The sequence below is a fragment of the Mesorhizobium sp. LNJC391B00 genome (assembly GCF_000502535.1).
Lineage (GTDB): Bacteria > Pseudomonadota > Alphaproteobacteria > Rhizobiales > Rhizobiaceae > Mesorhizobium.
This window is the reverse complement of sequence record NZ_AYWI01000002.1, coordinates 618,251-642,139: the sequence shown is the minus strand read 5'-3', so window position 1 is coordinate 642,139 and position 23,889 is coordinate 618,251. Positions and strand designations below refer to the sequence as shown.

Annotated in this window: 24 protein-coding genes; 6 read left to right on the top strand and 18 right to left on the bottom strand. The window is 63.5% G+C overall.

Features of this window, described 5'->3' with window-relative positions; genetic code table 11:
* Position 1: 1 nt before the first annotated feature.
* The 8 genes from X750_RS1000000167335 to X750_RS157025 form a co-directional block, all read right to left on the bottom strand.
* Positions 2–1,369, bottom strand: coding sequence for a xanthine dehydrogenase family protein molybdopterin-binding subunit (locus tag X750_RS1000000167335; RefSeq protein ID WP_023746980.1), 1,368 nt, complete (start codon positions 1,367–1,369; stop codon positions 2–4).
* 11 nt (positions 1,370–1,380) lie between these two features.
* Positions 1,381–1,863 carry a (2Fe-2S)-binding protein gene (locus X750_RS156995; protein WP_023746979.1) on the bottom strand — a complete coding sequence of 161 codons (483 nt, stop codon included), beginning with the start codon at positions 1,861–1,863 and terminating at the stop codon, positions 1,381–1,383.
* Between the two features lie 60 nt (positions 1,864–1,923).
* Entirely contained in the window at positions 1,924–2,718 is a 795-nt protein-coding gene (locus X750_RS157000; RefSeq protein WP_023746978.1) for an FAD binding domain-containing protein, read from the bottom strand.
* 16 nt (positions 2,719–2,734) lie between these two features.
* Positions 2,735–3,178, bottom strand: a complete 444-nt coding sequence (locus X750_RS157005) for an SRPBCC family protein (RefSeq protein WP_023746977.1) — start codon at positions 3,176–3,178, stop codon at positions 2,735–2,737.
* A gap of 113 nt (positions 3,179–3,291) precedes the next feature.
* Positions 3,292–4,119: an AraC family transcriptional regulator gene (locus tag X750_RS157010; RefSeq protein WP_023673046.1), complete on the bottom strand. Its 828-nt coding sequence runs from the start codon at positions 4,117–4,119 to the stop codon at positions 3,292–3,294.
* A gap of 150 nt (positions 4,120–4,269) precedes the next feature.
* Positions 4,270–5,040 carry an SDR family oxidoreductase gene (locus tag X750_RS157015; protein WP_031205458.1) on the bottom strand — a complete coding sequence of 257 codons (771 nt, stop codon included), beginning with the start codon at positions 5,038–5,040 and terminating at the stop codon, positions 4,270–4,272.
* Positions 5,041–5,079: 39 nt separating this feature from the next.
* Positions 5,080–6,078, bottom strand: coding sequence for an ABC transporter permease (locus X750_RS157020; RefSeq protein WP_023673048.1), 999 nt, complete (start codon positions 6,076–6,078; stop codon positions 5,080–5,082).
* A 41-nt stretch (positions 6,079–6,119) separates the two neighbouring features.
* Entirely contained in the window at positions 6,120–6,911 is a 792-nt protein-coding gene (locus X750_RS157025; protein ID WP_245261375.1) for an ATP-binding cassette domain-containing protein, read from the bottom strand.
* Positions 6,912–7,325: 414 nt separating this feature from the next.
* Here X750_RS157025 and X750_RS157030 point away from each other — a divergent pair, with 414 nt between their 5' ends.
* The gene (locus tag X750_RS157030; protein WP_023673050.1) at positions 7,326–8,315 is read left to right on the top strand and encodes a sugar-binding protein; all 990 of its coding nucleotides are present in this window, start codon (positions 7,326–7,328) and stop codon (positions 8,313–8,315) included.
* A gap of 180 nt (positions 8,316–8,495) precedes the next feature.
* Positions 8,496–9,278, top strand: a complete 783-nt coding sequence (locus tag X750_RS157035) for a FadR/GntR family transcriptional regulator (RefSeq protein WP_023746976.1) — start codon at positions 8,496–8,498, stop codon at positions 9,276–9,278.
* Between the two features lie 18 nt (positions 9,279–9,296).
* Here X750_RS157035 and X750_RS157040 read toward each other — a convergent pair whose 3' ends face one another.
* Complete coding sequence (locus tag X750_RS157040) at positions 9,297–10,235, bottom strand: NAD(P)-dependent oxidoreductase (protein WP_023682235.1); 939 nt, start codon at positions 10,233–10,235, stop codon at positions 9,297–9,299.
* A gap of 117 nt (positions 10,236–10,352) precedes the next feature.
* Between X750_RS157040 and X750_RS157045 the strand changes: the two genes are divergently transcribed.
* Both X750_RS157045 and X750_RS157050 read left to right on the top strand, forming a co-directional pair.
* A complete protein-coding gene (locus X750_RS157045) occupies positions 10,353–11,243 on the top strand; it encodes an NAD(P)-dependent oxidoreductase (RefSeq protein ID WP_023746975.1) in 891 nt (296 codons plus the stop codon).
* A 107-nt stretch (positions 11,244–11,350) separates the two neighbouring features.
* On the top strand, positions 11,351–12,127 hold the full coding sequence (locus tag X750_RS157050; protein ID WP_023746974.1) for a FadR/GntR family transcriptional regulator: 777 nt from the start codon (positions 11,351–11,353) through the stop codon (positions 12,125–12,127).
* Between the two features lie 148 nt (positions 12,128–12,275).
* Here X750_RS157050 and X750_RS157055 read toward each other — a convergent pair whose 3' ends face one another.
* The 5 genes from X750_RS157055 to X750_RS22945 form a co-directional block, all read right to left on the bottom strand.
* The gene (locus X750_RS157055) at positions 12,276–13,382 is read right to left on the bottom strand and encodes a Gfo/Idh/MocA family oxidoreductase (protein WP_023746973.1); all 1,107 of its coding nucleotides are present in this window, start codon (positions 13,380–13,382) and stop codon (positions 12,276–12,278) included.
* A gap of 32 nt (positions 13,383–13,414) precedes the next feature.
* Positions 13,415–14,251, bottom strand: a complete 837-nt coding sequence (locus X750_RS157060) for an ATP-binding cassette domain-containing protein (RefSeq protein WP_023712088.1) — start codon at positions 14,249–14,251, stop codon at positions 13,415–13,417.
* Entirely contained in the window at positions 14,248–15,363 is a 1,116-nt protein-coding gene (locus X750_RS157065) for an ABC transporter permease (protein ID WP_023746972.1), read from the bottom strand. The genes X750_RS157060 and X750_RS157065 overlap by 4 nt, the downstream gene beginning before the upstream one ends.
* Before the next feature lie 157 nt (positions 15,364–15,520).
* Positions 15,521–16,489, bottom strand: a complete 969-nt coding sequence (locus tag X750_RS157070) for a sugar ABC transporter substrate-binding protein (RefSeq protein WP_023705619.1) — start codon at positions 16,487–16,489, stop codon at positions 15,521–15,523.
* Between the two features lie 63 nt (positions 16,490–16,552).
* Positions 16,553–17,464, bottom strand: coding sequence for a polysaccharide deacetylase family protein (locus tag X750_RS22945; RefSeq protein ID WP_023746971.1), 912 nt, complete (start codon positions 17,462–17,464; stop codon positions 16,553–16,555).
* Positions 17,465–17,823: 359 nt separating this feature from the next.
* Here X750_RS22945 and X750_RS157075 point away from each other — a divergent pair, with 359 nt between their 5' ends.
* The gene (locus X750_RS157075) at positions 17,824–19,068 is read left to right on the top strand and encodes an aminotransferase class I/II-fold pyridoxal phosphate-dependent enzyme (RefSeq protein WP_023746970.1); all 1,245 of its coding nucleotides are present in this window, start codon (positions 17,824–17,826) and stop codon (positions 19,066–19,068) included.
* A 16-nt stretch (positions 19,069–19,084) separates the two neighbouring features.
* On the opposite strand, the gene X750_RS157080 is transcribed toward X750_RS157075, so the two are convergent.
* The 4 genes from X750_RS157080 to X750_RS157095 all read right to left on the bottom strand — a co-directional run bounded on the left by X750_RS157080 (position 19,085) and on the right by X750_RS157095 (position 22,380).
* Complete coding sequence (locus X750_RS157080; RefSeq protein WP_023696197.1) at positions 19,085–20,551, bottom strand: PLP-dependent aminotransferase family protein; 1,467 nt, start codon at positions 20,549–20,551, stop codon at positions 19,085–19,087.
* A gap of 1 nt (position 20,552) precedes the next feature.
* Positions 20,553–20,759, bottom strand: coding sequence for a LacI family DNA-binding transcriptional regulator (locus tag X750_RS157085; protein WP_023673063.1), 207 nt, complete (start codon positions 20,757–20,759; stop codon positions 20,553–20,555).
* 214 nt (positions 20,760–20,973) lie between these two features.
* On the bottom strand, positions 20,974–21,885 hold the full coding sequence (gene iolE / locus X750_RS157090; RefSeq protein WP_023673064.1) for a myo-inosose-2 dehydratase: 912 nt from the start codon (positions 21,883–21,885) through the stop codon (positions 20,974–20,976).
* A gap of 207 nt (positions 21,886–22,092) precedes the next feature.
* A complete protein-coding gene (locus X750_RS157095; RefSeq protein WP_023673065.1) occupies positions 22,093–22,380 on the bottom strand; it encodes a DUF3175 domain-containing protein in 288 nt (95 codons plus the stop codon).
* A gap of 231 nt (positions 22,381–22,611) precedes the next feature.
* Between X750_RS157095 and X750_RS157100 the strand changes: the two genes are divergently transcribed.
* Positions 22,612–23,784, top strand: a complete 1,173-nt coding sequence (locus tag X750_RS157100) for an MFS transporter (RefSeq protein WP_050588752.1) — start codon at positions 22,612–22,614, stop codon at positions 23,782–23,784.
* The last annotated feature ends 105 nt before the right edge of the window (positions 23,785–23,889 follow it).

Sequence of the window (23,889 nt, the reverse complement as noted above, 5' to 3'; positions counted from 1 at the left end):
CTCAAGCTCCCTTCTTGTAGGAGGACATCGCCATATACTTCTCCGCCACAGGCCAGTTGGCGGCGCGCGACGCCTCCTGCATGCACTCGATCAGCGCCGCTCCTTCGGTCGGCTGGCGATGCGCCTTCATGTCGCCATCGCGATAGGCGTTGATGAAGCGGAATTCGAGCGGGTCCATGCCGATCAGCCGCGCCAGCTTGTCCATCTGCACCTCAAGCGCGAAGTCGCCGATGGTGACGCCGAAGCCGCGCATCGCGGAGGAGGGGGTGCGGTTGGTGTAGACGCAGTAGGTGTCGATCCAGACATTGGGAATGGTGTAGGGGCCGGGATAGTGCGCCGCTCCCTTCTGCGCGCCATAAGGCGAGTGGCGCGAATAGGCGCCGGCATCGGTGTAGCCGGTCACCTTGCGAGCCACGATGCGGCCATCGTTCATCACGCCGTCCTTGATGATTATCTTTTCGGCCGCTCGGGGTGACGAGATCTGCATCTCCTCCTCGCGGCTGTAGATGAAGGAGACGGGACGTCCTGTGAGCTTGGCGCCAAGAATGGCGATCGGCTCGACGATGACGTCGACCTTGCCGCCAAAGCCGCCGCCGACGGTGCCGCCGACGAAATGCAGTTTGGAGCCGGGCATCTGCAGGATGATCGAGGCGTTGTCGAGGGTGAAGAACATCGCCTGGGTGTTGGTGTAGCAGGTGAAGCGATCATTGCCTTCCGGCACCACGACGCAACCGGTGGTCTCGGTCGGCGCATGCTCGATCGGCGAGGATTGATAACTCTGTTCCAGGATGTGGTCGGCGCCGGCGAAGCCCGCCTCGACATCGCCGAAGCGCACCTTGCGGCATTCGCCGCTGTCGTAGAGGTAATAGTTCTGGCCGTGATATTCATTGACCAAAGGCGCGCCGGGCTTCAGCGCTTCTTCCATGTCGAAGACGGCCGGCAGCACCTCGTAGTCGACCTTGACCTTGGCTGCCGCTTCCTGAGCCGCGCGCTCGGTCTCGGCCAGCACCGCCACCACCGCCTCGCCCTTCCAGCGTACCTTGCCGTCGGCCAGCACCGTCTCGTCTTCCGGTCCGACCTGGATCAGGATCAGGATGGTGTAGACATTGTGCGGCACATCCCTGGCAGTAAGGATTTTCATCACACCCGGATGCTTTTCTGCTTCGGAGGTGTCGATGGAGCGGATGCGGGCGTGGTGATGCGGGCTGCGGACCATCTTCAGGTGCAGTATGCCAGGAAAATTGCGGTCGGCGAAATAGGCGGTCTTGCCCGTCACATGTCCCGGCGAATCCAGCCGCGGCCGCCCATGGCCGATCTCGTGCAGGCCGTCCTTGCGCTGATCGGCGAAATAGTTTTTGCGCAGTTCCATTCTTTTGGTCCTTAGGCCGCGTTCTGCGAATTGGCTCGGGCCGCCGTCAGCACCGCCTGGATGATCGGCTCGTAGCCGGTGCAGCGGCAGATATTGCCGGACAGCGCCTCGATCACGTCCTCGCGGCTCGGATTGGGGGTATGGTCGAGCAGCACCTTGGCGGCCATGATCATGCCCGGCGTGCAGAAGCCGCATTGCGTGGCGAAGGCGTCCAGGAAGGCACGCTGCAGCGGATGCAGGACGCCGGCCTCAGCGAGGCCCGATGTGGTGCGGATGTCGGCGCCGCTGCAGGTCTCGGCCAGGGTCAGGCAAGAGAGCCGGAGTTCGCCGTCGATGATCACCGAGCAGGCGCCGCAGGTGCCCTGGTGGCAGCCGCCCTTGGGCGAGGTGTCGCCGATCTTGTCGCGCAGCGCGTGCAGCAGTGTCGTGCCGCTGTCGACAAATTCGGCCTTCTCCGAGCCGTTGAGCGTGAACTGAACCGGAACCTTTGCCATGTTTTCCTCCCAGCGCGCCTGCCCGATTGATCGGACAGACGCGCGCCCCCCAAGCGGTGGTTAAGTAAGCAGCAGCCGGCCGAGATGGACCGGGAGAACCTCGGCGCGATACCAGGCGCTGGCGATCGGATCGGTGATTGGCGAAGTGCCTTCACCGGCTGCAGCCAGCGCCGCTGCGATGCCGCCCTGGTCAAGCCTGCTGCCGATCAGTGCCTTTTCCGCAGCGCGGGCGCGCATCGGCCGGTCTGCCATGCAGCCGAGCGCGATCCGCGCCGAGGAGACAGTGCCGTCGCCGGCCTGTTCGAGAACGGCGGCGATGCTGAGCACCGAGACGCCCTTCGGCTTGACCCGCGACACTTTCAGAAAGCGGAAATTCTCAGCCTTCGGCAGTGCGAAGGCGACTGACGTGACGATGGCGCGGCTGCCGTCCCGCCTGGCCAGGAAATCCTCGATAGGCAATTCCCCATCATCGGTGCCAACCGTCGCATCCAGCGCCAGCAGGGCGACAGCGAAATCACCGTAGGGCGCGGGTGCGAACAGATTGCCGCCGACAGTCGCCATATTGCGGATTGCCGGGCCGCCGACGGCGCGTGCGGCCCTGGACAGCGCCGCAAGCTCCGGATGGCGGGCGATAGCCGCCATCGTCACCGAAGCGCCTATGCGGACCTTGCCGCCGGCAACAGTGATCCCGGAAAGGGTCGGATCGGTCGAGCGGACAAGGCCGGAGACGGAGATATCGCCTTCATTGGCGGCGCGCACGACCAGTGTGCCGCCGCCGAGATAGCGGGTGCCGGGCGCCTTCAGCGCCGCGTTGGCATCCCTGACGGCCGAAAAGGTCTGGAGGGCAAGCGCCATGGCAGTCTCCCCTGACTCAGCTCTGGCCAGAAAAATGGCTCTTCAACGCATTGAAGCCACCCTGGAAGACATTGGCGGCCATGCCGGCGGCGATCTTGTCGGCCTCGTCGGGTGCCGCGTCGAAGCTCGCGGTCCATTCGGCATAGGTGCGGTCGCCGTCTGTCACGCGGCGCAATTGCAGCGTCGCCTTGTGATTGGTCAGCGGTTGCGGCGTTTCGAGGATCGAATAGCTGACGCGGAAATCCGCATCCGAGAAGTCGAGCAGTTTTTCGCGGATACGCGCGCCGCTGGCGAGCTCGAAACTACGCACGCAGCCGATGGTTTCGGCGCTCTTGCCGTCTTCGATATGGCTCTTGACCATGCGCGGATGCCAGCCCGGCAGGCCGTTGAAGTCGCGGATGCGCGCCCAGACCTTTTCGACCGGCGCGTCGATGACGCTGGAGACGGTGACTTCAGCCATATGATCATTCCCCTACGAATTCGATACGCTGCAGGGTAGGGCGGCGGCCGGCGCTGCGCTTATCAATGGGTCTTGCGGCCCTATCAAGGAGTCTGAAAAACGAGCGGCTTGGCTCAGGCCATGGCCCGCGCCGCCTCGCGGTAAAGCGTCGGCGGCACGCCGACATGGTCGCGGAAGAAGCGCGAGAAATTGCCCTGGGTGGTGAAGCCGAGATTGCAGGCGACCGAGATCAGCGGCTCCTGCGACCACTGCAGCTGCCGCACGGCTTCCTCCATGCGCAGCGTGTTCCAGTAGACATTGGGCGTCAGATTGGTCTGTTCCTTGAATAAAGCAAAGAAGTGCGGCCGCGACAGGCCGACGCTGCGGGCGACGTCGTCGAACGAGATGCGTTCGCAGACATTGGCCTTCATCAGCTGGATTGCCTTGCGGACGCGGAAATCCTGCATTGTGTTGACCCGGATCCGCGCCTCCTGCGGCGCCGAGGCGTCGGCGGCGTCGAGCAGGCTATCGATGAAGCGCTCGATCTCGTAATTGGCGACGTCGTCGATGCTTTCATTATCGCTCAAATGGTCGAGCAGGTTGGCGGCGGCCTGGTGCAGCCAGGGTTCGAGCGTGATCGCAGCCTGTGCAAACAACGGCGCCGACGAAGGCAGGTCGCGGCGCCGGCGCGCCCAATCCGGATCGATGTAGAAAGCGAGGAACAGGCCGGGCCTGCCGTTCTGCGACAGAATGTGGCTGTGCGGCTGGTAGGAATTGATGCCGGCGGCGGTGCCGGGACCCAGCGGCACCGTCTCGCGGCCGACGGTCATCTCGCCGGCCGTGCCCTCCAGCCAGATGATGATGTGGGCCTCGACATGCGCATGGGTGACGAAGTCGCTGGCGACATTCAGGACAGAAACATGTCCGAACCGGCCCCAATAGAGCCTGATCGCGTCCGTCATGGGTTATACCTCCCGCAGACGACTGGCCTCCCTTCGCCTGCGACGGGATTGTGCGGCTGAGTTCGGGCTCGCGTCAAGGCGCGGGGCGAAAGCCGCTGTGTGCTGCCGGCCGTAGTGGTGGATTTTCAGACTGAGCGATAGGGTTTCCCGTCAAACCGAAGCCGTCATGCCGCCGTCGACATAAAGCGTATGGCCGTTGACGAAGGATGAGGCGTCGGAGGCGAGGAACACGGCGGCGCCGATCAGTTCGTCGACATACCCCCAGCGGCCAGCCGGCGTGCGCTTTTCCAGCCAGGCGGAGAATTCCTGGTTGTCGACCAGCGCCTGGTTCATCTCGGTGCGGAAATAGCCGGGGGCGATGGCATTGACCTGCAAGCCGTATTTCGCCCAGTCGGTGCACATGCCACGTGTCAAATTGCGGATTGCGCCCTTGGTGGCCGTATAGGGCGCGATGTTGGGCCGAGCGAGTTCGCTCTGCACCGAGCCGATGTTGATGATCTTGCCCTTGCCGCGCGCGATCATATTGCGGGCGACCGCCTTGCCGGCATGGAAGGCGCCGGAGACATTGGTCTTGAACAGCCGCTCCCACTGCTCCTCGGGAAAGTCCTCGAGCGGAGCGCGGAACTGCACGCCGGCATTGTTGATCAGGATGTCGATGGCGCCGATCTCGGCCTCGATGCGGGCGACATCGGCATCGACCGCGCGAAAATCCGTCACGTCGAAGGTCGAGGGGTGCGCTTTGAAGCCAGCGTCGCGCAAGCCGGCGACAGCACCGGCAACCTTGCCGGCATCGCGGCCGTTGAGCACGACACTTGCGCCATGCTCGGCAAGGCCGCGCGCCAGCGCCAGGCCGATGCCCTGGCCGGAGCCGGTGATCAGCGCCAGCCGGCCGTTGAGCTCGAACAGGGTTTTCGATGTCAAGGCAACGGTTTCCAGCCGAAAGGTTCAGTCCAAAAACATTCAGTCATTGCGCCTGAAGTTGCGGATCCGGTCGAACAGCACCGCGAGCAGGATGGCGCCGCCGATGAACACGCCTTGCCAGAAAGCATTGATGCCGAGCAGACCAAGGCTGTTGCGGATCACTTCGATGAGCGCGGCACCGACAATAGCGCCGAAGGCGGTGCCGACGCCGCCGGCGAGATTGGCGCCGCCAATGACCGTGGCGGCGATGACCTGCAGTTCCATGCCGGTTCCGAGATTGGTGGTGACGGCGCCCAGCCATCCGGTCTGGATGATGCCGGCAATGCCCGCCGCCAGCGCCGAGATCATATAGACGGCGACCTTGATCTGCTTGACGGGAACGCCGGTCAGCGTCGCCGCGTGCTCATTGCCGCCAATGGCGAAGATGTGGCGGCCAAACTTGGTCCAGCGCAGCGTGAAGCCGGTGATCAGCGCCAAAAGGATCATGTAGAGCACCGGATTGGCGATGCCGAACACCCATGCACCGCCGCCCAGCGCCAGAAGCTTGTCGTGATCCGGGCCGAACTGGAAGACGACGGTGTTGTTGGAGGCGACCATGGCGAGGCTGCGGGCAATCGACAGCATACCGAGCGTCACCACGAAGGGTGGAAAGCCGAGATAGGCGATCATGATGCCGTTGAAGGCGCCTATGGCGAGCGCGGTGGCGATCGAGGCGAGGATGCCGACCTCGATGGAGTAGCCGGCATGCATGGTGACGGCCAGCACCATCGACGACAGGCAGAGCACCGAACCGACCGACAGGTCGATGCCACCTGTGATGATGACGAAGGTCATGCCGAGCGCGATGATGGCGACGAAGGTGATGTTGCGGGTGATGTTGTAAAGGTTCTTCGACGTGGCGAAGGCGTCGGTGGCAAAAGACAGGAACAGGCAGGCCAGGATGACCGCGATCACCACCCAGAAGGTCTGGCTGGCAAACAGTCTTGCCGGCAAGGATTGCTGCTTTTGTTCGATCGGCTGGTCAATTGTCAGTGCCATCGTCGACCTTCATGTGCTGTGCGTGGTGAAATTCGCTGAGATCAAACCTGTTCGATGGCGCCGGTGATCAGCCCGGTGACTTCCTCGGGCGAACTTGACGCAATCGTCTTGTCGGCGACCTTGCGGCCGCGCCGCATGACGATGACGCGGTCGGCGACGGTGAACACGTCAGGCATGCGGTGGCTGATCAGCACCACTGCGATGCCCTGGTCGCGCAAATGGCGGATCAGGTTCAGCACTTCGGCGACCTGGCGCACCGAGATCGCGGCCGTCGGTTCGTCCATCAACACGATCTTCGCCTGCGACAGCATGGTGCGCGCGATCGCTACTGCCTGGCGCTGGCCGCCCGACATCTGCTTGACGAGGTCGCGCGGACGGGTCTCGGACTTCAACTCGGCGAAGAGCTGGCCGGCGCGCTTGTACATGGCGGCATAGTCGAGGATGCGTAAAGGGCCGAAGCCGCGGCGCAATTCACGGCCGAGATAGACATTGGCGGCAGCGGTCAGATTGTTGCACAGCGCCAGGTCCTGGTGGACGATCTCGATGCCGTGCTGGCGAGCTTCCGCCGGCTTGTGCAGGATCAACTCCTTGCCGTCCATGCGCATGACGCCATGGCTGGGGCGGAAATTGCCGGCGATCATCTTGACCAGTGTCGACTTGCCGGCGCCGTTGTCGCCCATCAGGCCGACCACCTGTCCGGGCTCGATCGACAGCGATACGTCGTTGACCGCCTGGATGGCGCCGAAATGCCTCGAGATATTGGTGAGTTCGAGAACCGCCACCAGTCTTTGCCTCCCCGTGTTTTGCGACCCGCTGCTGTTCCCGGCGTGAATGCCGGCGCTGCTTTGGCCCCGCTCTCCCCATCTCCTCCCGGAAACAGCGTCAGCGTTCTTTTACGCAAAAGCCGGCGCTCGTCAATCAATTGTCGGACGAATTGAAGCCTTGGTTATCCAAAAATCCGTTTTGTAGGACAAATAGCATTGACGTTGGCCGCAAGCCGATATTAGCTAAGCGTCGGAGGAGATTATGCCGATGCCGCTGGCGGTTAGCCGGGCGGAATCGGCGGAGGTTTATCGGTCGAGGTTGCGGCGCCACCCTTGTGTGAGCCGGGCCAATGCCGCATCTGGAAATGCTTATCGATCTGTCTTGGCGACACGAGTGCTCGTGAAACGAACCTCGGTCATTAAGCATCCGGTCGATCTGTGTGGCGGGCACGCCGTGTCCGTCTGTTTCAAGGGAGGACTGACATGAGGAAAACACTTTTGCTCGCCGCCGTCGCCGCCATGGCGCTGGGCGCCGGGCCGGCTTTGGCCAAGAAACAGCTCGTCATCGTGGTGAAGGGTCTCGACAATCCATTCTTCGAAGCCATCCACCAGGGCTGCGAGAAATGGAACAAGGAAAATGCAAGCTCGGAATATGAATGCTTCTACACCGGCCCGGCATCGACCTCCGACGAGGCCGGCGAAGCGCAGATCGTTCAGGACATGCTGAGCAAGGCCGACACGGTGGCAATGGCGATTTCGCCATCCAACGCGCCGCTGATCGCTCAGACGATCAAGACCGCCAATCCGACGATCCCGATCATGACGCTCGACGCCGATCTCAGCAAGGAAGATGCCGCGCTGCGCAAGACCTATCTCGGCACCGACAACTATTTGATGGGTCACAAGATCGGCGAGTACATCAAGAAGGGCAAGCCGAACGGCGGCACGATCTGTACCATCGAAGGCAATCCCGCGGCCGACAACATCCTGCGCCGCGCGCAGGGCATGCGTGACGCGCTGTCGGGCAAGGAAGGCCTGGCGGCACTTGCCGGCGAAGGCGGCTGGACCGAAGTCGCCGGTTGCCCGGTGTTCACCAATGACGATGGCGCCAAGGGCGTGCAGGCGATGACCGACATCCTCGCCGCCAATCCCAAGCTCGACGCCTTCGGCATCATGGGCGGCTGGCCGCTGTTTGGCGCACCGCAGCCTTATCGCGACCTGTTCGGGCCGCTCAAGGACCGCATCGCCAGCAACGACTTCGTCATCGGCGCCGCCGATACGATTGGCGATGAAGTGGCGATCGCCCGTGACGGCCTTGTGACCGCTCTGGTCGGTCAGCGGCCGTTCGAAATGGGCTACAAGGCACCATCGGTGATGATCGATCTGGTCGAAGGCAAGGCCGTCGCCGATCCGGTGTTCACCGGCCTCGACGAATGCACAAAGGACACGGTCGACACCTGCATCCAGAAGTAGGTTCTCGATTTCGGGGCGCCCTTTGACGGGCGCCCCGTCTCTTCCCGAACGGACGCAACGGTTGGGGCAGCAGGCTCCGGCTTTGACGCGTCTGTAGTTTGGATTTTTCGGCAACGAGATCGGCGCGCCGTGCAGGTTCGGACCAGTCCGGACGCAGACGGCCGACGCATTGGAACGTGAATGCCGGACGAGAAATCAAAGAAGCGAACCGAGCGGGCCAAGGCACAAGCCAGCCGCGGTCCGGCTGTCATGCGCAGGGCCGGTGCCGCGCATTTTCCGGGAGCGAGCGTCCATGTCTCGCTGGCCGGCGAGATCGGCCTCAGAATCGTGCGCGGCGATTATCCGCCCGGCACCATTCTGCCCAACGAGGCCAAATGGGCCGAGACCTTCGATGTCAGTCGTTCGGCGGTGCGCGAAGCCATCAAGATGCTGATGGCCAAAAGCCTGCTGGCTTCACGGCCCAAGATCGGCAGCTGGGTCGAGCCCAGGGAACGCTGGAACCTGCTCGACCGCGATGTGCTGGCCTGGTACGCGACCGGGCCGGACCGGGAGGCCTTCCTGCGCACGGTGCAGGAGTTCCGTCACATCATCGAGCCGGAAGCGTCGGCCTTTGCCGCAATGCGGCGCAGCGACGAGCAGATGGACGAGATCAGCCAGGCCTGTCGTGAGATGGGCGAGGCTCTGAACCTGCAGGAGCGTATCCGCGCCGATACGCGTTTTCACCTCGCCATATTGCGCGCCTCGGGCAACGATCTGCTGGTGCCGCTTGGCGTTCTGATCGAGTCGGCGCTCGATCATCTCTTTGTCTTCGTCACACGCGAGACCAGCGATCAGCGGCGGGCGCAGGCGCTGCATGAGGCGATCGAGAAGAACATCCGCCTGCAGCGTCCTGCGGCCGCGCGCAATGCGGTGCACAAACTGCTCGCCAACACCGACGATGTTATCGGCCGGTCGAGGCGCTGACACAGGCTTTTCGCCACCTCAAATCGTCTGCTTCTTGCCATCCTTGCTGGGCATCAGGTCGACGCCGTTGACCTTGCCGATATATGTCGCCAGCATCGGCACGAATTGCTCGGCCGGGCCAGTGGCATGGGCACCGGCGAAGGAGTTCTTGGTGGCGTTGCCGAGCGGGTTGGCGATGCCGGCCGCACCCGCCATCGATTCCAGATAGGTCAGGTCCTTGAAGGCGTTGGCGATGGTGAATTTATGCGCGTCGCGGTCGCCCTCCAGCGTCCAGCGCATGAAGGTCTGGTAGAAGCCGCAATCCATGCGGCCGTTGCGGATGACGCTGTCGAAACGCGGTGGCGAGATGCCGACCTTTTCGGCCAGCGCCAGCGCCTCGGAATAGATCGCGGCATAGCCCAGCGAGATGAAGTTGTTGAGCAGCTTCATGCGGTGGCCGTCACCTGTGTCGCCAATATGGACGATGCGGCCGGCCCAGGTTTCGATGACCGGCTTCACACGGGCAAACAGCGCGTCGGGCGCGCCGACCATGGCGTCGAGCGTGCCTTCCCAGGCTTCCTTCGGCGTGCGGCTGAGCGGTGCATCGACGAAGTCGACGCCGATCTCCTTCAGTTCCGCCGCCAGCGCCACGGTCGAGACCGGATCGGCGGTCGAGCAATCGACGACAACCGAGCCTCTTTTCAGGCCCTCCTTGAGGCCGCCGGGGCCACGGATGATGGCTTCGACCTCGCGCGAGCCGGTGACGCAGATGAAGACGATATCGGATGCCGCTGCCACCTCACGCGAGGTGGCCACTTCCTTCGCACCGCGGCCAGCCAAGTCTTCCGCCGGCTTGCGGTTCTTGCGACCGAGGAAGGTCAGGCCATAGCCCTTGTCGACGATGTTCTTGGCAATGCCGTGCCCCATCAGGCCAAGGCCGATAAAGCCGATCTTTTCGCTCGCGGCGGTCGTGGTCATGTCTTGAAGTCCTGTTGCGATGATTGATATTGGGCGCCGCCGTCTTGCGGGCGAGGGTGGTTGCGGAATGCCATATTGTCTGACAATACACAGAAATCCTAGGCATTGGAGACGAAAATGACGAAGCGGATCATGTTCACCGGCGGCAGCGGCAAGGCCGGTCGCCATGTCGTGCAATATCTGATCGAACAGGGCTGCCAGGTGCTCAACATCGACACCAAGCCGCTCGACAATCCCAAGGTACGCACGCTGATCACCGACATCACCGACAGCGGCCAGGTGTTCAACGCGCTGTCGAGCTATATGGGCCTGCATGAATTCGATCCGTCGCTGCGCCCGCAGCCGGTCGATGCCGTGGTGCATTTCGCCGCCATACCGCGCATCATGATCACGACCGACAATGAGGTGTTCCGCATCAATGCGATGGGCACCTACAACATCATCGAGGCGGCGGTGAAGCTCGGCATCCCCAAGGTGGTGATCGCGTCCAGCGAGACCACCTATGGCGTGGTGTTCGCCAACGAGCCGCGCGATCCCAAATATTTCCCACTCGACGAAGAATACGACGTCGATCCGATGGACAGCTATGCTCTGTCCAAGGTCGTCAACGAGCACACGGCGCGCGCCTTTGCGCAGCGCAACGGCACCGATATCTATGCCTTGCGCATCGGCAACGTCATCGAGCCGCACGAATATTCGCTGTTTCCGAAGTGGTTTGCCGATCCGGGCTTTCGCAAGCGCATCGCCTGGAGCTATGTCGACGCGCGCGATCTCGGCCAGATCGCGCTACGCGCCGTTGAAACGGACGGGCTCGGCTTCCAGGTGTTCAACGCCGCCAATGACGACACCTCGTCCGACCTGCCGACAGCGGAACTGTTGAAGCGGTTTTATCCCGACGTGCCGGTCAAGACGCAGCTCGGCGAATACGAGACGCTGCTCTCCAACCGCAAGGCCAGGGACATGCTCGGCTTCCGTCCCGAGCACAGCTGGCGCAAATACGTCAAATAGGACGGCCGGGGGCAAGGTTGCGACCTGATCTGTGCACAGCCGCAGGCTTTGCCGTCAACGTCCCGTCCTTTGCTTGACAGCTTTCGAAATCCGGACTTTGTGGACGCATGAGGGACGGAAAGCCGAATAAGGGAAAGAAGCCTGAAAAGGCGGTATCCGGCGAGCGCCCGGCGACCCTTCGCCGGGCTGACGCCACCCGGATGCCCGGCACCAGCGTGCATGCCTCGCTGGCCAGCGAAATCGGGCTTCGGATCGTGCGCGGCGACTATCCGCCAGGCACCATCCTGCCCAATGAAGCCAAATGGTCCGAAACCTTCAACGTCAGCCGCTCTGCGGTGCGCGAAGCGATCAAGATGCTGATGGCCAAAAGCCTTTTGGCATCGCGCCCCAAGATCGGCAGCTGGGTGGAGCCCAGGGAGCGCTGGAACCTGCTCGATCGCGATGTGCTCGCCTGGTACGCGACCGCGCCCGACCGTGAGGTGTTCCTGAAGACGGTGCAGGAATTCCGCCACATCATCGAGCCGGAAGCGACTGCCTTCGCAGCCATGCGACGCACCGAGGAGCAGATGGCCGAGATCAGCCAGGCCTGCCGCGAGATGGGCGAGGCGTCGAGCCTGCAGGAGCGCACGCGCGCCGACACACGTTTCCATCTGGCCATCCTGCGTGCCTCCGGCAATGACCTGCTGGTGCCGCTCGGCGTGCTGATCGAATCCGCCTTCGATCATCTGTTCACCTATACGACGCGCGAACTCGACGATCTGCAGCATGCACAGCAACTGCACGAGGCGATCGAGAAGGCCATCCGCCTGCAGCGGCCGGAGGCGGCCCGCAACGCGGTGCGCAAGCTGCTCGCCAATACAGACGGCGTCATCAACACCCGGTAGGATGTGCTGAAATTCAGGTGAGGCGGGCCTGCAAACGCCGGCTTTCTGCGCTTCCGGTGCTCACGTACTTAAGTACGCTCCGCTCCGGTTCTCGAACCCAATGTTTTCGGCGCGGCCTGACCTGAATCTCAACACATCCTGCGAGCGCTCAGCCGGCCTGCGAAGTGGCCAAATGCTGCCTGGTCAGCGCGATCAGCAGCGCCTGGTCGCGCGCGGCGTGCTCGGGGCGGTTGACCACCTCGTCGCCATTGACGATCGCACCCCAGAAGCCGCGCAGTTCCTCGACGAAGGCTTCGCCGTAGCCGGCGCGTAGATCCTTCGTCGACAGTGTGTGGCCGTCCGAGGTCTTCACAGTCAGCCGGGTCGGGTGATGGTTGAGCCAGGGCGAGGGGAATTCGAGCTCGAGGCTGGCAGCGTCGAAGAACAGCGTGATGCGTTCCTTGTAGTCGGCGAGCTTCGGCACGGTGAGATGCGTCATCGTCCACAGCGCCTGGCCGTCGAGCAGTTTTACTGCGCCCTGGCCGCCATCGCCATTGGCGAAGATCTGCGCGCCGACGACCTCGCCATCCGGCACGCTGAGCGCGTCGAGCAGGCCGTGTACGGCATTCACATCGTGAATCAAGGCGGAGCTGTAAGCGGCGGTAAATCCACGGAAAGCCAGATCGTTCAAAGGCTGGCCGATAGCGCGTTCGACCTGTTGTTTCTGCCTGGCTTGCGCGGCGGCAATCAGCTCCTCGGGAATGTCGTTGCCGCGCTTGTAGCGCTGGTGGACGATGAACGGCCAGGCATCGGGATCGTTGACCTCGACCGAGACGGACCGCAGCGTCTTTGCCGTGCCGGGCAGCGAGGCCAGCGCCAGCCGGTAGCTCGGATCGAAGCGCTTCATATAGCCGACCTGCATGACCTTGCCGGCCTTATCGCGCGCGGCGATGATCTCGGCGATTTCCGCCGGGGAATAGCAGAGCGGCTTTTCGCAGAAGACATGCAGGCCGCGCCCGAGTGCGGCCAGCACCTGCTCGTGATGCAGCGGGTCGGGCGAGCCGATGACGACGGCGTCGAGCTTATGGTCGAACAGTTGCTCCGGCGTTTCGAAATTGGCGATGCCGTGAACTTCGCTGACATATTCCCGCGAAATCCTTGACGGGTCGGCGACGCCGACCAGTTCGAACAGGTCTCCGAGCCGCAACAGGTTCGGAATATGCTCGACCTGCGAGATCATGCCGGCGCCGATAACGCCAACCCGTATCCTGCTCATGCTGCTAAAACTCTCTGCAAAGTGTTCCAGGCTCAGGGTGCGGCGGCCGGCCGATTGCCGATCTGCGCCAACAGCCCGGCAATCTCAGCTTCCACCGCCTTCAGATCCTCGCCGCCCGACATGATGGAAATCACCTCGTCGCGCGAGATCTCGGACTTTGCGTATGTGCCGCGATTGCGGCCGCGGTTGAGCAGCGTGAAAGTGTCACCGACAGGGTAGGCGTGGTGGATGTTGTGGCTGATGAAGATCACCGCCAGCCCGCGCATGCGCGCCTCGATGATGAATTTCAGCACCATGGCCGCCTGATGCACGCCGAGCGCCGAGGTCGGCTCGTCAAGGATCAGCACCTTTGCGCCGAAGTGGACTGCGCGCGCGATTGCCACCGATTGGCGCTCGCCGCCCGACAGCGTGCCGACTGCCTGTGTCGGGTCGCGCACGTCGATGCCGATATCGGCCATCGCCTGGCGGGCAATTGTGTTGGCGCGCTCCTTGTCGAAGCGCGAGAAGGGCAGGCGGCTTCTGGTCGGCTCGCGGCCGAGGAAGAAGTTGCGCGTGATCGACATCAGCGAGATCATGCCGAGGTCCTGGAAGACCGTCGCGACGCCGAGGTCCTGCGCGTCGCGCGGGCTGCGGAAGGTGACGGGCTTGCCGTCGACGAAAATCTCGCCCTTGGTCGGCCGGTGCACGCCCGACAGAACCTTGATCAGCGTCGACTTGCCGGCGCCGTTGTCGCCCAGCAAGCAGTGCACCTCGCCGGGATAGACCTTGATGTCGATATCCTGCAGCGCGCGCACCGAGCCGAAATTAACCGACACACCACGCAATTCCATGGCTGGCTGGATGGCCGGGGACGGGTTTGGGTAGGTCATTTGCCGCCTCCGCGTCCGAGCGCCTTGAGGCGGATATAGTTGTTGACCAGCACGGCCATCAAAATGACGATGCCGAGGAAGACCTTGAACCAGTCGGTGTCGATGCCGGTGTAGAAGATGCCCATCTGCACCAGGCCGAAGATCAGCGCGCCGAACAGCACGCCATAGACGGTGCCGTAGCCGCCGGTGAGCAGCACGCCGCCGATGACCGCGGCGATGATCGCCTCGAATTCCTTGAGCAGGCCGCGCGTGGTGTCGGCGGAGCCGGCCTCCATCACCTGGATGGTGGCAAGCAAGGTCGCGGCACAGGCGGTGTAGATGAACAGCGCGATCTTAACCCGGTCGACCGGCACGCCGACATTGCGGGCGGCATTGAGGTCGCCGCCGGTGGCGAAGATCCAGTTGCCGTATTTGGTCTGGGTCAAGACATAGCCGGCAAGCGCTGTCAGTCCGAGCCACCAGACGATCGACATCGGAATGCCGACGACGAAGGGAATGCCGTCGGTGCGGGTGGCGATCCAACCTTGCGTGCCCATCCATTGGAAGAAGCCGGTCAGGAGATGGCCGTTGAACAGGCCCGCGGTTGCCGGGTCCGGCGCGCCGTCGAGTATATAGGGGATCTGCGTGCGGCCGGTGACGGCGCGGGTGATGCCGATCGACAGGCCGCGCAGGATGTAGAGCGACGCCAGCGTCACGATGAAGGAGGGCAGGCGGGTCTTCACAACGATCAGGCCGTTGACGTAGCCGGTGAGGATGGCGACAGCGAAGGCGCAGGCGATGCCGCCCCACAGCGGCAGGCCCCAGTATTTCACCGTCAGCCCGATGACGACGCCGGCGAAGCCGACCATCGAGCCGACCGAGAGATCGAACTCGCCGGCGATGATGAGAAGGGCTGCGGCAGTGGCGATGATGCCGAGTTCGGCCGCCAGCGTCAGGAAGGTCATCGACCCCTGCAGCGAATAGAGGTTCGCTGCACCCGGCAGCAGGGCGAAGATGATGATGGTGGCGATAAGGCCGCCGGCGGCACCGGCTTCGGGCCGGCGCAGCCATTGAGTCAGCCGGCCGGTGCTGGCCAGCCGCTCGTCAGCGCCGGCCGCCCGTTTCGACGTCATGCCGAAACGGTCCTTGCCCAGTACCCCGGGGGCCGGCGCTTCTGGAGGTATCGCCTTGTCTTCCACAACAGCCATTAGGCTCCCCAATCGCTCACTTCGCAATCTCGACCAGAGACGGGGAGCGCATGGCGGCTCCCCGATCCGTTTTGGTCTTGCCTTAGCGGATGCCGTCCTTGGCGAGCGCCAGGATCGCCTTGGCCTTGTCGGGCGAGTCGATGAACAGCGGCCCGGTGTAGGCGTTGTTCTGCGGCCAGAAGCCATGTGTGGCATGCTCGACCAGATAGATCACCGGCAGGTATCCCATCAGATATTGCTGGGCGTCCATGCCGAAGCCCATTTCGCCGGCGACGACGGAATCCAGGACTTCGGGGCTGATGTCGAAGGTGTAGAGCTTGATCTTGCCGAACAGTTCCTTCTGCCGGAAGAACGGGATCAGCGGATTGGCGGCGGTGGCGCCGAGCGCAAACACCGCCTGGGTGTCGGGATGCGCCGACAGATAGGCCTCGGTGCGGCGCTGGATGTCGGCCGGATCGGGCGACACGGTAAGCACCTCGGTGCCGCCGCCTGACGGCTTCAGCCCGTCATTCAACCCCTGGCAGCGCTGGTCGAGGCTGACATTGCCGACCTCGTGGTTGATGCAGACGACTTTGAGCGTGCCTTCCTTGGCCAGCCGCTCGCCGGCCTTCTTGCCGGAATCATATTCGGAGACTGTGCCGACGTAGAGAGAGGTGCCGAGTTCGGCGCCTTCCTTCTCGCCGGAATCCAGAACGACCATCGGAATGTTGGCGGCAAGTCCGGCCTTGACCGATTTACCAAGCGCATTGGCGTCGGCAATGGAGACGGCGATGCCGTCTGGATTGGTGGCGATGGCCGCGTCGAGCAGGCGAGCCTGCTCGACCACGTCGAACACTTGCGGCGCATAATATTCGACCTTGGCGCCGGTGAGCGCCGCCGCATCGTCGACGCCGCGCTTGACCACCGACCAGTAGGGATCGGAGGCCGAGCCATGCACCACGAAGGTGATGCGGACATCCTTCGGGTCCTTCAGGCCCGCGGCTTGCACGACATCCGCCAGCATACTCATCGAGACAAGCGCGCCGAGCGCCAGTTTCAGAACAGTCTTCATGTCATTCTCCCATTGTCGTTGCAGTTCCAATTCCCTCTTTGCGCCTCGGCCGACCGGATCGGCTTACGGTGCTGCCCGGGTGGCCGCTTTGCGGGCCTTTGCCGGTGTCGATGCCCCGAGCCGTGCACGAAGCTCCTCGCGCAGCGGCTTCATGCCGATGATGTCGATGTCCTGCACGCCGAGCCAGTCGCGAAAACCCTGGTCCCGGAAGAGTTCATATTCCTCGGTGCGGACATAGGCGGAGCGCGGCTCGATCAGTTCGAGCTCGCCCGGCGCGTTGAAGTGCAGGCAAAAGAAGGTCAGGCCTTCGCGCACCCCTTCGACCAATGCCTTGTAGGCGGGCTCTATCGGCTTGGAGCGTGGACGGCCCCAGGTCGTCTGAATGGCGGCGTCGAAGATGACAAAGCCCTTAGCGCGGGCTTCAGTGACGCCGCGCTGGAACGCCGCTTCGGTGACGCCGACGAGATTGTCATTGGGCGAATAGGCCGACAGCGTTTTGGTCAACAGCACCGGCAGCCGATATTCCAGGCCGAGCTTGATGTAGACGTCGCAAAACTCGGGCGACAGCGCTGCCCCCATATGGGCGTCAAGATGAGTGACGTCGATGCCGGCGCGGTAGGCGGTGTCGATCTGGGCGCGAAGCTCGGTTTCCACCGCTTGCGGTGCTGCCTTGCGGCGGGTGGTCGCGACATCGGGCCAGAAATAGCCGAACTCGTCCGTCAGGCCGGCCGCGCGCGACGGCGACGTCAGCGGCCGCCATTTGTAGTGCTGCTTTTCGCTGTTCAGCGTCAGGTGGACGCCGAGATCGAGCCGGGGATTGGCGGCTGCCGCTTCGGCCATCTCAGGGAACCATGGGCACGGCACCATCACGGCGCCGGAGCTGCAGGCGCCCAATGCGGTCAGTTCGAGGAAGGCGCTGTTGGCGCCATGGCACATGCCGACATCGTCTTCATGCAGGACGAGCTGTCGCGTCATGGACGGCCACCGTTTTGCCGGCCACCATCTTGCCGGCCACCATCTTGCCGGCACGCCGGTTTCGAGGGTCTTCCAAAGTGTGTCCCGTGCTGCATGGAACCGACCGTTTGCCCAACTGGACGCGATGGAACGCCCAATGCGGGCTTTCCGACAGGGCCACTTCAGCGAATTCGGATGGGTACGATTTTTCCGCGGGCCTGCGTTCTGGAATGCCGATTTCATTCGCTATGCCCACATTCGGCGTCAAACCCGGCCATCAAGCAACCGGGATGGCTTGGTCAGATCGCAGCGGAGTGGTTCTTTCAAACAGCGGCCGCAGGCGTACTGCTTTCATACCATCAGCGATGTGGAGACTTGCCATGTACACTGCCGGCGAAGAAGAGATCGAAGCCATTGCCAGGGTGATCCGCTCGGGTGCGCTGTTTCGCTATGGCGAGAACAGCGAGTGCAACCGCTTCGAGGCCCGCTATGCCAGGCATCTCGGCGTCGAGCATTTTGCGCTGGCCGCCAGCGGCACCTATGGGCTCGCCGCCGGCCTGATCGGCCTCGGCATCGGCCCGGGCGATGAGGTGCTGGTGCCGGCGCACACCTATATGGCGACTGCCACAGCAGTGCTGTCGGTCGGCGCCATTCCGGTCATTGTCGATATCGACGAGAGCCTGACCATCGACCCGGCCGCTCTGCGCGACGCCGTCGGCCCGCGCACCAAGGCGGTCATCCCGGTACATATGTGGGGTGCGGCCTGCAACATGAACGCCATCATGGACATCGCTAAAAAACGCGGTCTGCTCGTGCTGGAAGATGTCTGCCAGGGCATTGGCGGCGGCTATGAGGGCAAGAAGCTCGGCTCCATCGGCCATGCCGGCGCCTACTCCTTCAACTACTTCAAGAACATCACGTCGGGCGAGGGCGGCGGCATCGCCACCAGCGATCCGAAAGTGGCCGAGCGCGCGCGCTGCGCCATCGACCCCTGCCACTTCTACTGGCAGGGCCGCAGCGACAGCATCAAGCCGTTCGCCGGCATCGGGGCGCGCGCCTCGGAATTGATGGGCGCGATGCTCAATGTCCAGCTCGACCGTCTGGACGGCATCATCGAGGCGATGCGGGCGGAGAAGAAGAAGGTGCTGGCCGGCACGCGCCATCTCGGCAATCTCGGCCTGACGGTGTCGCCGATGAACAGCCCCGACGGCGATTGCGCGGCACAGGTAATGTATCTGCTGCCCAGCGAACAGGCGGCGCAGACTTTTTCGAAGACCATTCCGAGCGTCATTGCCGGCAAGACCGGCCGCCACAATTTCACCCAGTGGGACCAGGTGCTGATGCATGAGGGCGCGCATCATCCGGCGCTCAATCCGTACACGCTGCCGGAAAACAAGGGCCTGCGGCTGACCTATGCCGACGACCTCGGCAAGGGTTCTCTCGACATCCTCAACCGCACGGTGATGATCGCGATGAATCCGGCGCATGGCGACGCCGACATCGCCGACATGATCCATAACATCGATGCGGCGGCCCGTGTGGCACTGGAGAATGCTTCGCTGGACGATGTCGAGGTGCGCAAGGCAGCGCCCGTCGATCTGCAGAAATTCGATAGTGTGAATTGAAGCGCTCAGGATCGGCCTATTGCCGGTCCAGCCGCATGAAGGCAGCGCGCAACGCCAGCACCGCGCGCAGGATCTGGCGTTCGTCCATCGCGGCGTAGCCAAGCAGCAGGCCGTGTTCCGGCTCGCTCGAATGGTAGTTGATCGAGATGCCCTGCACGTCGAGGCCCTCCTTGACGGCGGCGGCGACGACGTCGCTGTCCTTGTAGGGTCGGACAAAACTGGCCAGCAGTTGCATGCCGGAATCGTTCTCGGTCACCGTCAGCCATTCGGCCAGATGCTCCTGGCACAGCTTGACGAAATTGGCTTGCCGGCGCGCATAAAGGCGGCGCATGCGTTTCAGATGTGTGGCGAAATAGCCTTGCGTGATGAAGTCGTTGACCGTCGCCTGCAGGATCAGCGGCGCGAACTGGCCGGTGATCGAGACGGCACGGTCGAAGGGCACGGACAGTTCGCGGGGTACGATGAGATAGCCGATGCGCAGCGCCGGGATCAGCGTCTTGCCGAAGGAACCAATATAGACGACGCGGTCGGCATGATCGAGGCCGCGCAGCGCCGGCACCGGCCGGCCGCGATAACGATATTCGCCGTCATAATCGTCCTCGACGATCCAGGCGCCGTGGCGTTCCGCGATGTCAAGCAGCTGCAGTCGTTCCTCGATGCGCATGATGGTGCCGAACGGCCACTGGCAGGATGGCGTCACATAGATCAGGCGCGGCGGCGGCAGCTCTGGGTCTGCGAGATGCCATCCAAGGCGATCGACCTTCAAGGGCGCAAGCTGCGCGCCGCTGGCGAGAAAGGCGCTCTTGGCGCCGAGATAGCCGGGCTCCTCCATCCAGACATGGTCGCCTTCGTCCATCAGCACGCGCGAAGCGAGGTCGAGTGCTGCCTGCGCGCCGGTGACGATGATGACCTGGTCGGCGGTGCAATTGATGCCGCGCGACAGGCTTATGGTCGAGGCGATGGCCTGGCGCAGGCCGGGATGGCCGGCAAAGGAGATATAGCCGAGCAAATTCTCATCGCGGCTGCGCGCATTGCGCACCAGAAGGCTCGACCAGATGGTGAAGGGAAAGGATGCCGATTCCGGCACGCCCGGATGGAAGTTGATGACGCCGGCATTGCGTGGCGGCTGCGGGCCGTTGACGATGGTCTGACCGCGCCGCGAGAGTTTTTGCGGGGCGGCGAGGCCGGCGCGCAGCGCGGCCGGCGGGCGTTTCTGCTGGATCGGCGCCACCCAGGTGCCGGACCCGGCGCGCGCCTCTATAAACCCTTCGGCGAGCAGCTGGTCGTAGGCGGCGATCACCGTGTTGCGGCCGACCTTGAGATCCTCGGCCAGCGAGCGTGTCGAAGGAAGCAGCGTGTTCTGCTGGATCTGGCCGTCGAGGATGAAGCGCCGCAAGGCGCCGTAGATCTGCCGGTGCATCGGTTCGTCCGAGCCGCGGTCGACCGACATGATGTCGAGGGAAAGGCGCATATGGTCGGCCAAGCTAGTCTCCGACCAACCTGGCGGCGCGGGCGATCTTCTCTTCGTTAAGCAGGCAGACAGTCTCCAGCACCAGCCGTCTGGTTTCGGGACGGACCTCGCGGCTGTTCTTCAGCGCGCGGTGAACGGTTGCCGCGCCGAGTTCCGCCTTCTCGGCGATCTCACGGATGGTGCAAAGCCGTTCCATGCCGAGTGCCGCCTCGAATGCCATGTCGCTCCTCCATCTGCATCAAGGCATGCCTCGTCCCCAGCCTCAAGCTGGAAACGCCGGGCCGGCAACTCGGGGGCAAAAATTTCGATGCCAAGAACTGTGCGATCCGCGCCGCCAAGGGAGGGCGGCGGCGCGGATCGCCGGGCGCTTTCGCGTCGCTACCCCTACCGAGGCGCGCGCCCAACCGGCCCAACCACCAGCCCCCCGGCGGTGGTTAGGCCATGTCTCGTATTGCCACGTCGAACCCGGCCGCGCAGGCCGTTTTGAGAAGCGAAGCGTAACCTTTCGTGGCATAGGTCAAGGGGTGTGCCTTGGCCGGATCCTGCTCGGCCTCGACGACGATCCAGCCTTCGAAGCCATGGCTGGCCAGAGGCTGCAGCAGCGACAGGAAATCGACGGAGCCATCGCCGGGCACGGTGAAGATTCCTTCCATCACTGCCGCCATGAAACTCATGTCCTCGCGCCGTGCCTTCTCCAGCACGGCCGCGCGGACGTCCTTGCAATGGAAATGCACGATGCGGTCGAGATGCCGGTTCAGGAGGGAGGCCGGGTCGCCGCCTGAGAACAGACAATGGCCGGTATCGAACAGCAGGCCGACGCTCTTGCCGGTTGCGGCCATCAGCCTGTCGACCTCGTCATCGCTCTCGACGATCGTGCCCATATGGTGATGGAAAGCCATGCCGACGCCGAAGGCAGCCATGCGGTCGGCGAGTTCGGTCAGCTTCTCGCCATAGGCGGTCCATTCGCCGTCAGCGAGGCGCGGACGCTGTGAGATCGGCGCGAAAATGCCGTCATGACGGCCGCGCGAGGTGTCGGCATAGACGACGACCTTGGCGCCGAGGTCGCGCAGCAGGGTCAGATGCGAGGTGAGGGCGGCGAATTCCTCGTCGACCGTGCGGTCCAGAATGCGGCCGTCATACCAGCCGGAGACGAGTTCCAGTCCGTAAGAAGACAGGATCGGTCCAAGCTCGTCGCTTCGCCTGGGGAATTTGCCGCCGAGTTCGGTGCCGCGATAGCCGGCCTGCCTGGTTTCCGACAGGCATGTCGCGAGCGGCGTATCGCCGCCGAGTGCGGGAACATCGTCATTGCTCCAGGTGATGGGATTGATGCCGATCTTGACCGTCATGCCGCTACTTCAAAGGGCTCGGGGAAACACAAAGCCGAGGCCGCAAACTGAGGGGAAAGAGGACCTGTCACTAGGTCCAGTTGAGGTGAATTTGGTAGAGCCAATCGGGAGCGCTAAAGCGCGTCCCGTTTGAACGGACTAAGTCGACGCGCTTAGGTCTTTGCATGTCGTTGTCTCAAAACCGGCGCCACTTTTGAGCGACATGCATTAATCCTGCTGCGGCCTTCCGAAGGCCGCGCGCAGTTCGTCCTTGGCGTCCTCGAGCACTTTCCGGCGCGCCTGCGGCAGGTTCTTGCCGGCGCGGTTGATGTAGAAATTCAGCATCGACATGGCCGACTGAAACGGCTCGGCCTTGCGGCGGTCGCTGTGCTCGGCCGAGCGCTTGAGCGAGGCCGCGATCTTCCTGGCGTCGTCGGCTTCGAAGATGTGGTCCTCGAGGTCCATCGCATCGCTGTGCTCGGTCACCTCGGCCGACCATTTCTTTTTCGCGGTCATGACAAACTCCTTCCTGTCGCAAAAACTCGAGCAGGCCGCCGCCGGTTCCCGAGAAAGTCGCCGGGCCGCTGGAGCCACGGATCATGGCCCTGTGGCGCTGCCCGTCGCGGTGAATGCGCCGATAGTGGCGACACAACGGTCGACTTCCCAGGACCGTAAACAGGAAACGCCTTGACCCCGATCGTCGCCAATCAGGCGGATAGCCCCGGCATCGACAGCAGCTACGCCTGGATGCGGCTTGCCATCTCCATGCTGCTGGCGACGATCGGTGCGGTCGGCATGTGGGCCGTCGTCGTCGTGCTGCCGGCCGTGCAGGCCGAGTTCGGCGTTGACCGCGCCGCGGCATCGATGCCCTACACCGCAACCATGGTCGGCTTCGCCGCCGGCAATGTGCTGGTTGGCCGCGCGGTCGATCGCATGGGGTATTGGATCCCGGCACTGCTATCCTCGGTGGCTCTCGCCGCCGGCCTGCTGCTCGCCGCGCTGTCGACCTCTATCCTGCAATTCACCCTTGCCCAGGGCGTGCTGATTGGTGTCGGCACATCGGTGATCTTCGGGCCGCTGATCGCCGACATCTCGCACTGGTTCAACCGTCGGCGCGGCGTCGCCGTCACAGCTGCGGCGGCTGGCAACTATCTCGCCGGAGCGCTCTGGCCAACCATCATGCCGACACTGATCAAGGCGGAAGGCTGGCGCTTCACCTATACCGGCATCGGTGTCTTCTGCCTGGTCACCATGGTGCCACTGGTGCTGTTGTTGCGGCGCGCTGCTCCGGCGGCGGCTGCCGCCGGTTCACCCGGAAGCCGGACAGTGCAGTCGATTTCGCTGTCTCCGGCGGCGTTACAAGTGCTGCTGATCGTTGCCGGTCTCGGCTGCTGCGTGGCGATGTCGATGCCGCAGGTGCACATCGTCGCCTATTGCATGGATCTTGGCTACGGCATTGCGCATGGCGCCGACATGCTGTCGATCATGATGGCGGCGGGCGTCGTCAGCCGGCTCGCCTCCGGCTTTGTCGCCGACCGCATCGGCGGCGTGAAAACCCTGCTTATCGGTTCCGTGCTGCAATGCCTGTCGCTTTTGTTTTACATCCCGTTCGACGGGCTTGCCTCGCTCTATGTCGTGTCGCTGGTGTTCGGCCTGTCGCAAGGCGGCATCGTGCCTTGCTATGCCATCATCGTGCGCGAATACCTGCCCGCCAGGGAGGCCGGCCAGCGTATCGGCATCGTCATGATGGCGACCATCTTCGGTATGGCGATCGGTGGCTGGATGTCGGGCTGGATCTACGACCTGACCGGCTCTTACGCCGCCGCGTTCCTCAACGGGATCGCGTGGAACTTGCTGAACATAGTGGCGATCGGGCTGCTGCTGTGGAAAGCAAAACGCAGTGCTGCCCTGATGGCTTAGGAAGGCAGGATTGCCCTGTTGCTTGACAAGGGCGATTGGCTGCGCGACGCCAGCAGGCGAGTGGGTGCGGCAGCAGCCGGTTGGCATGGTGGCGGTGGAAAAGCT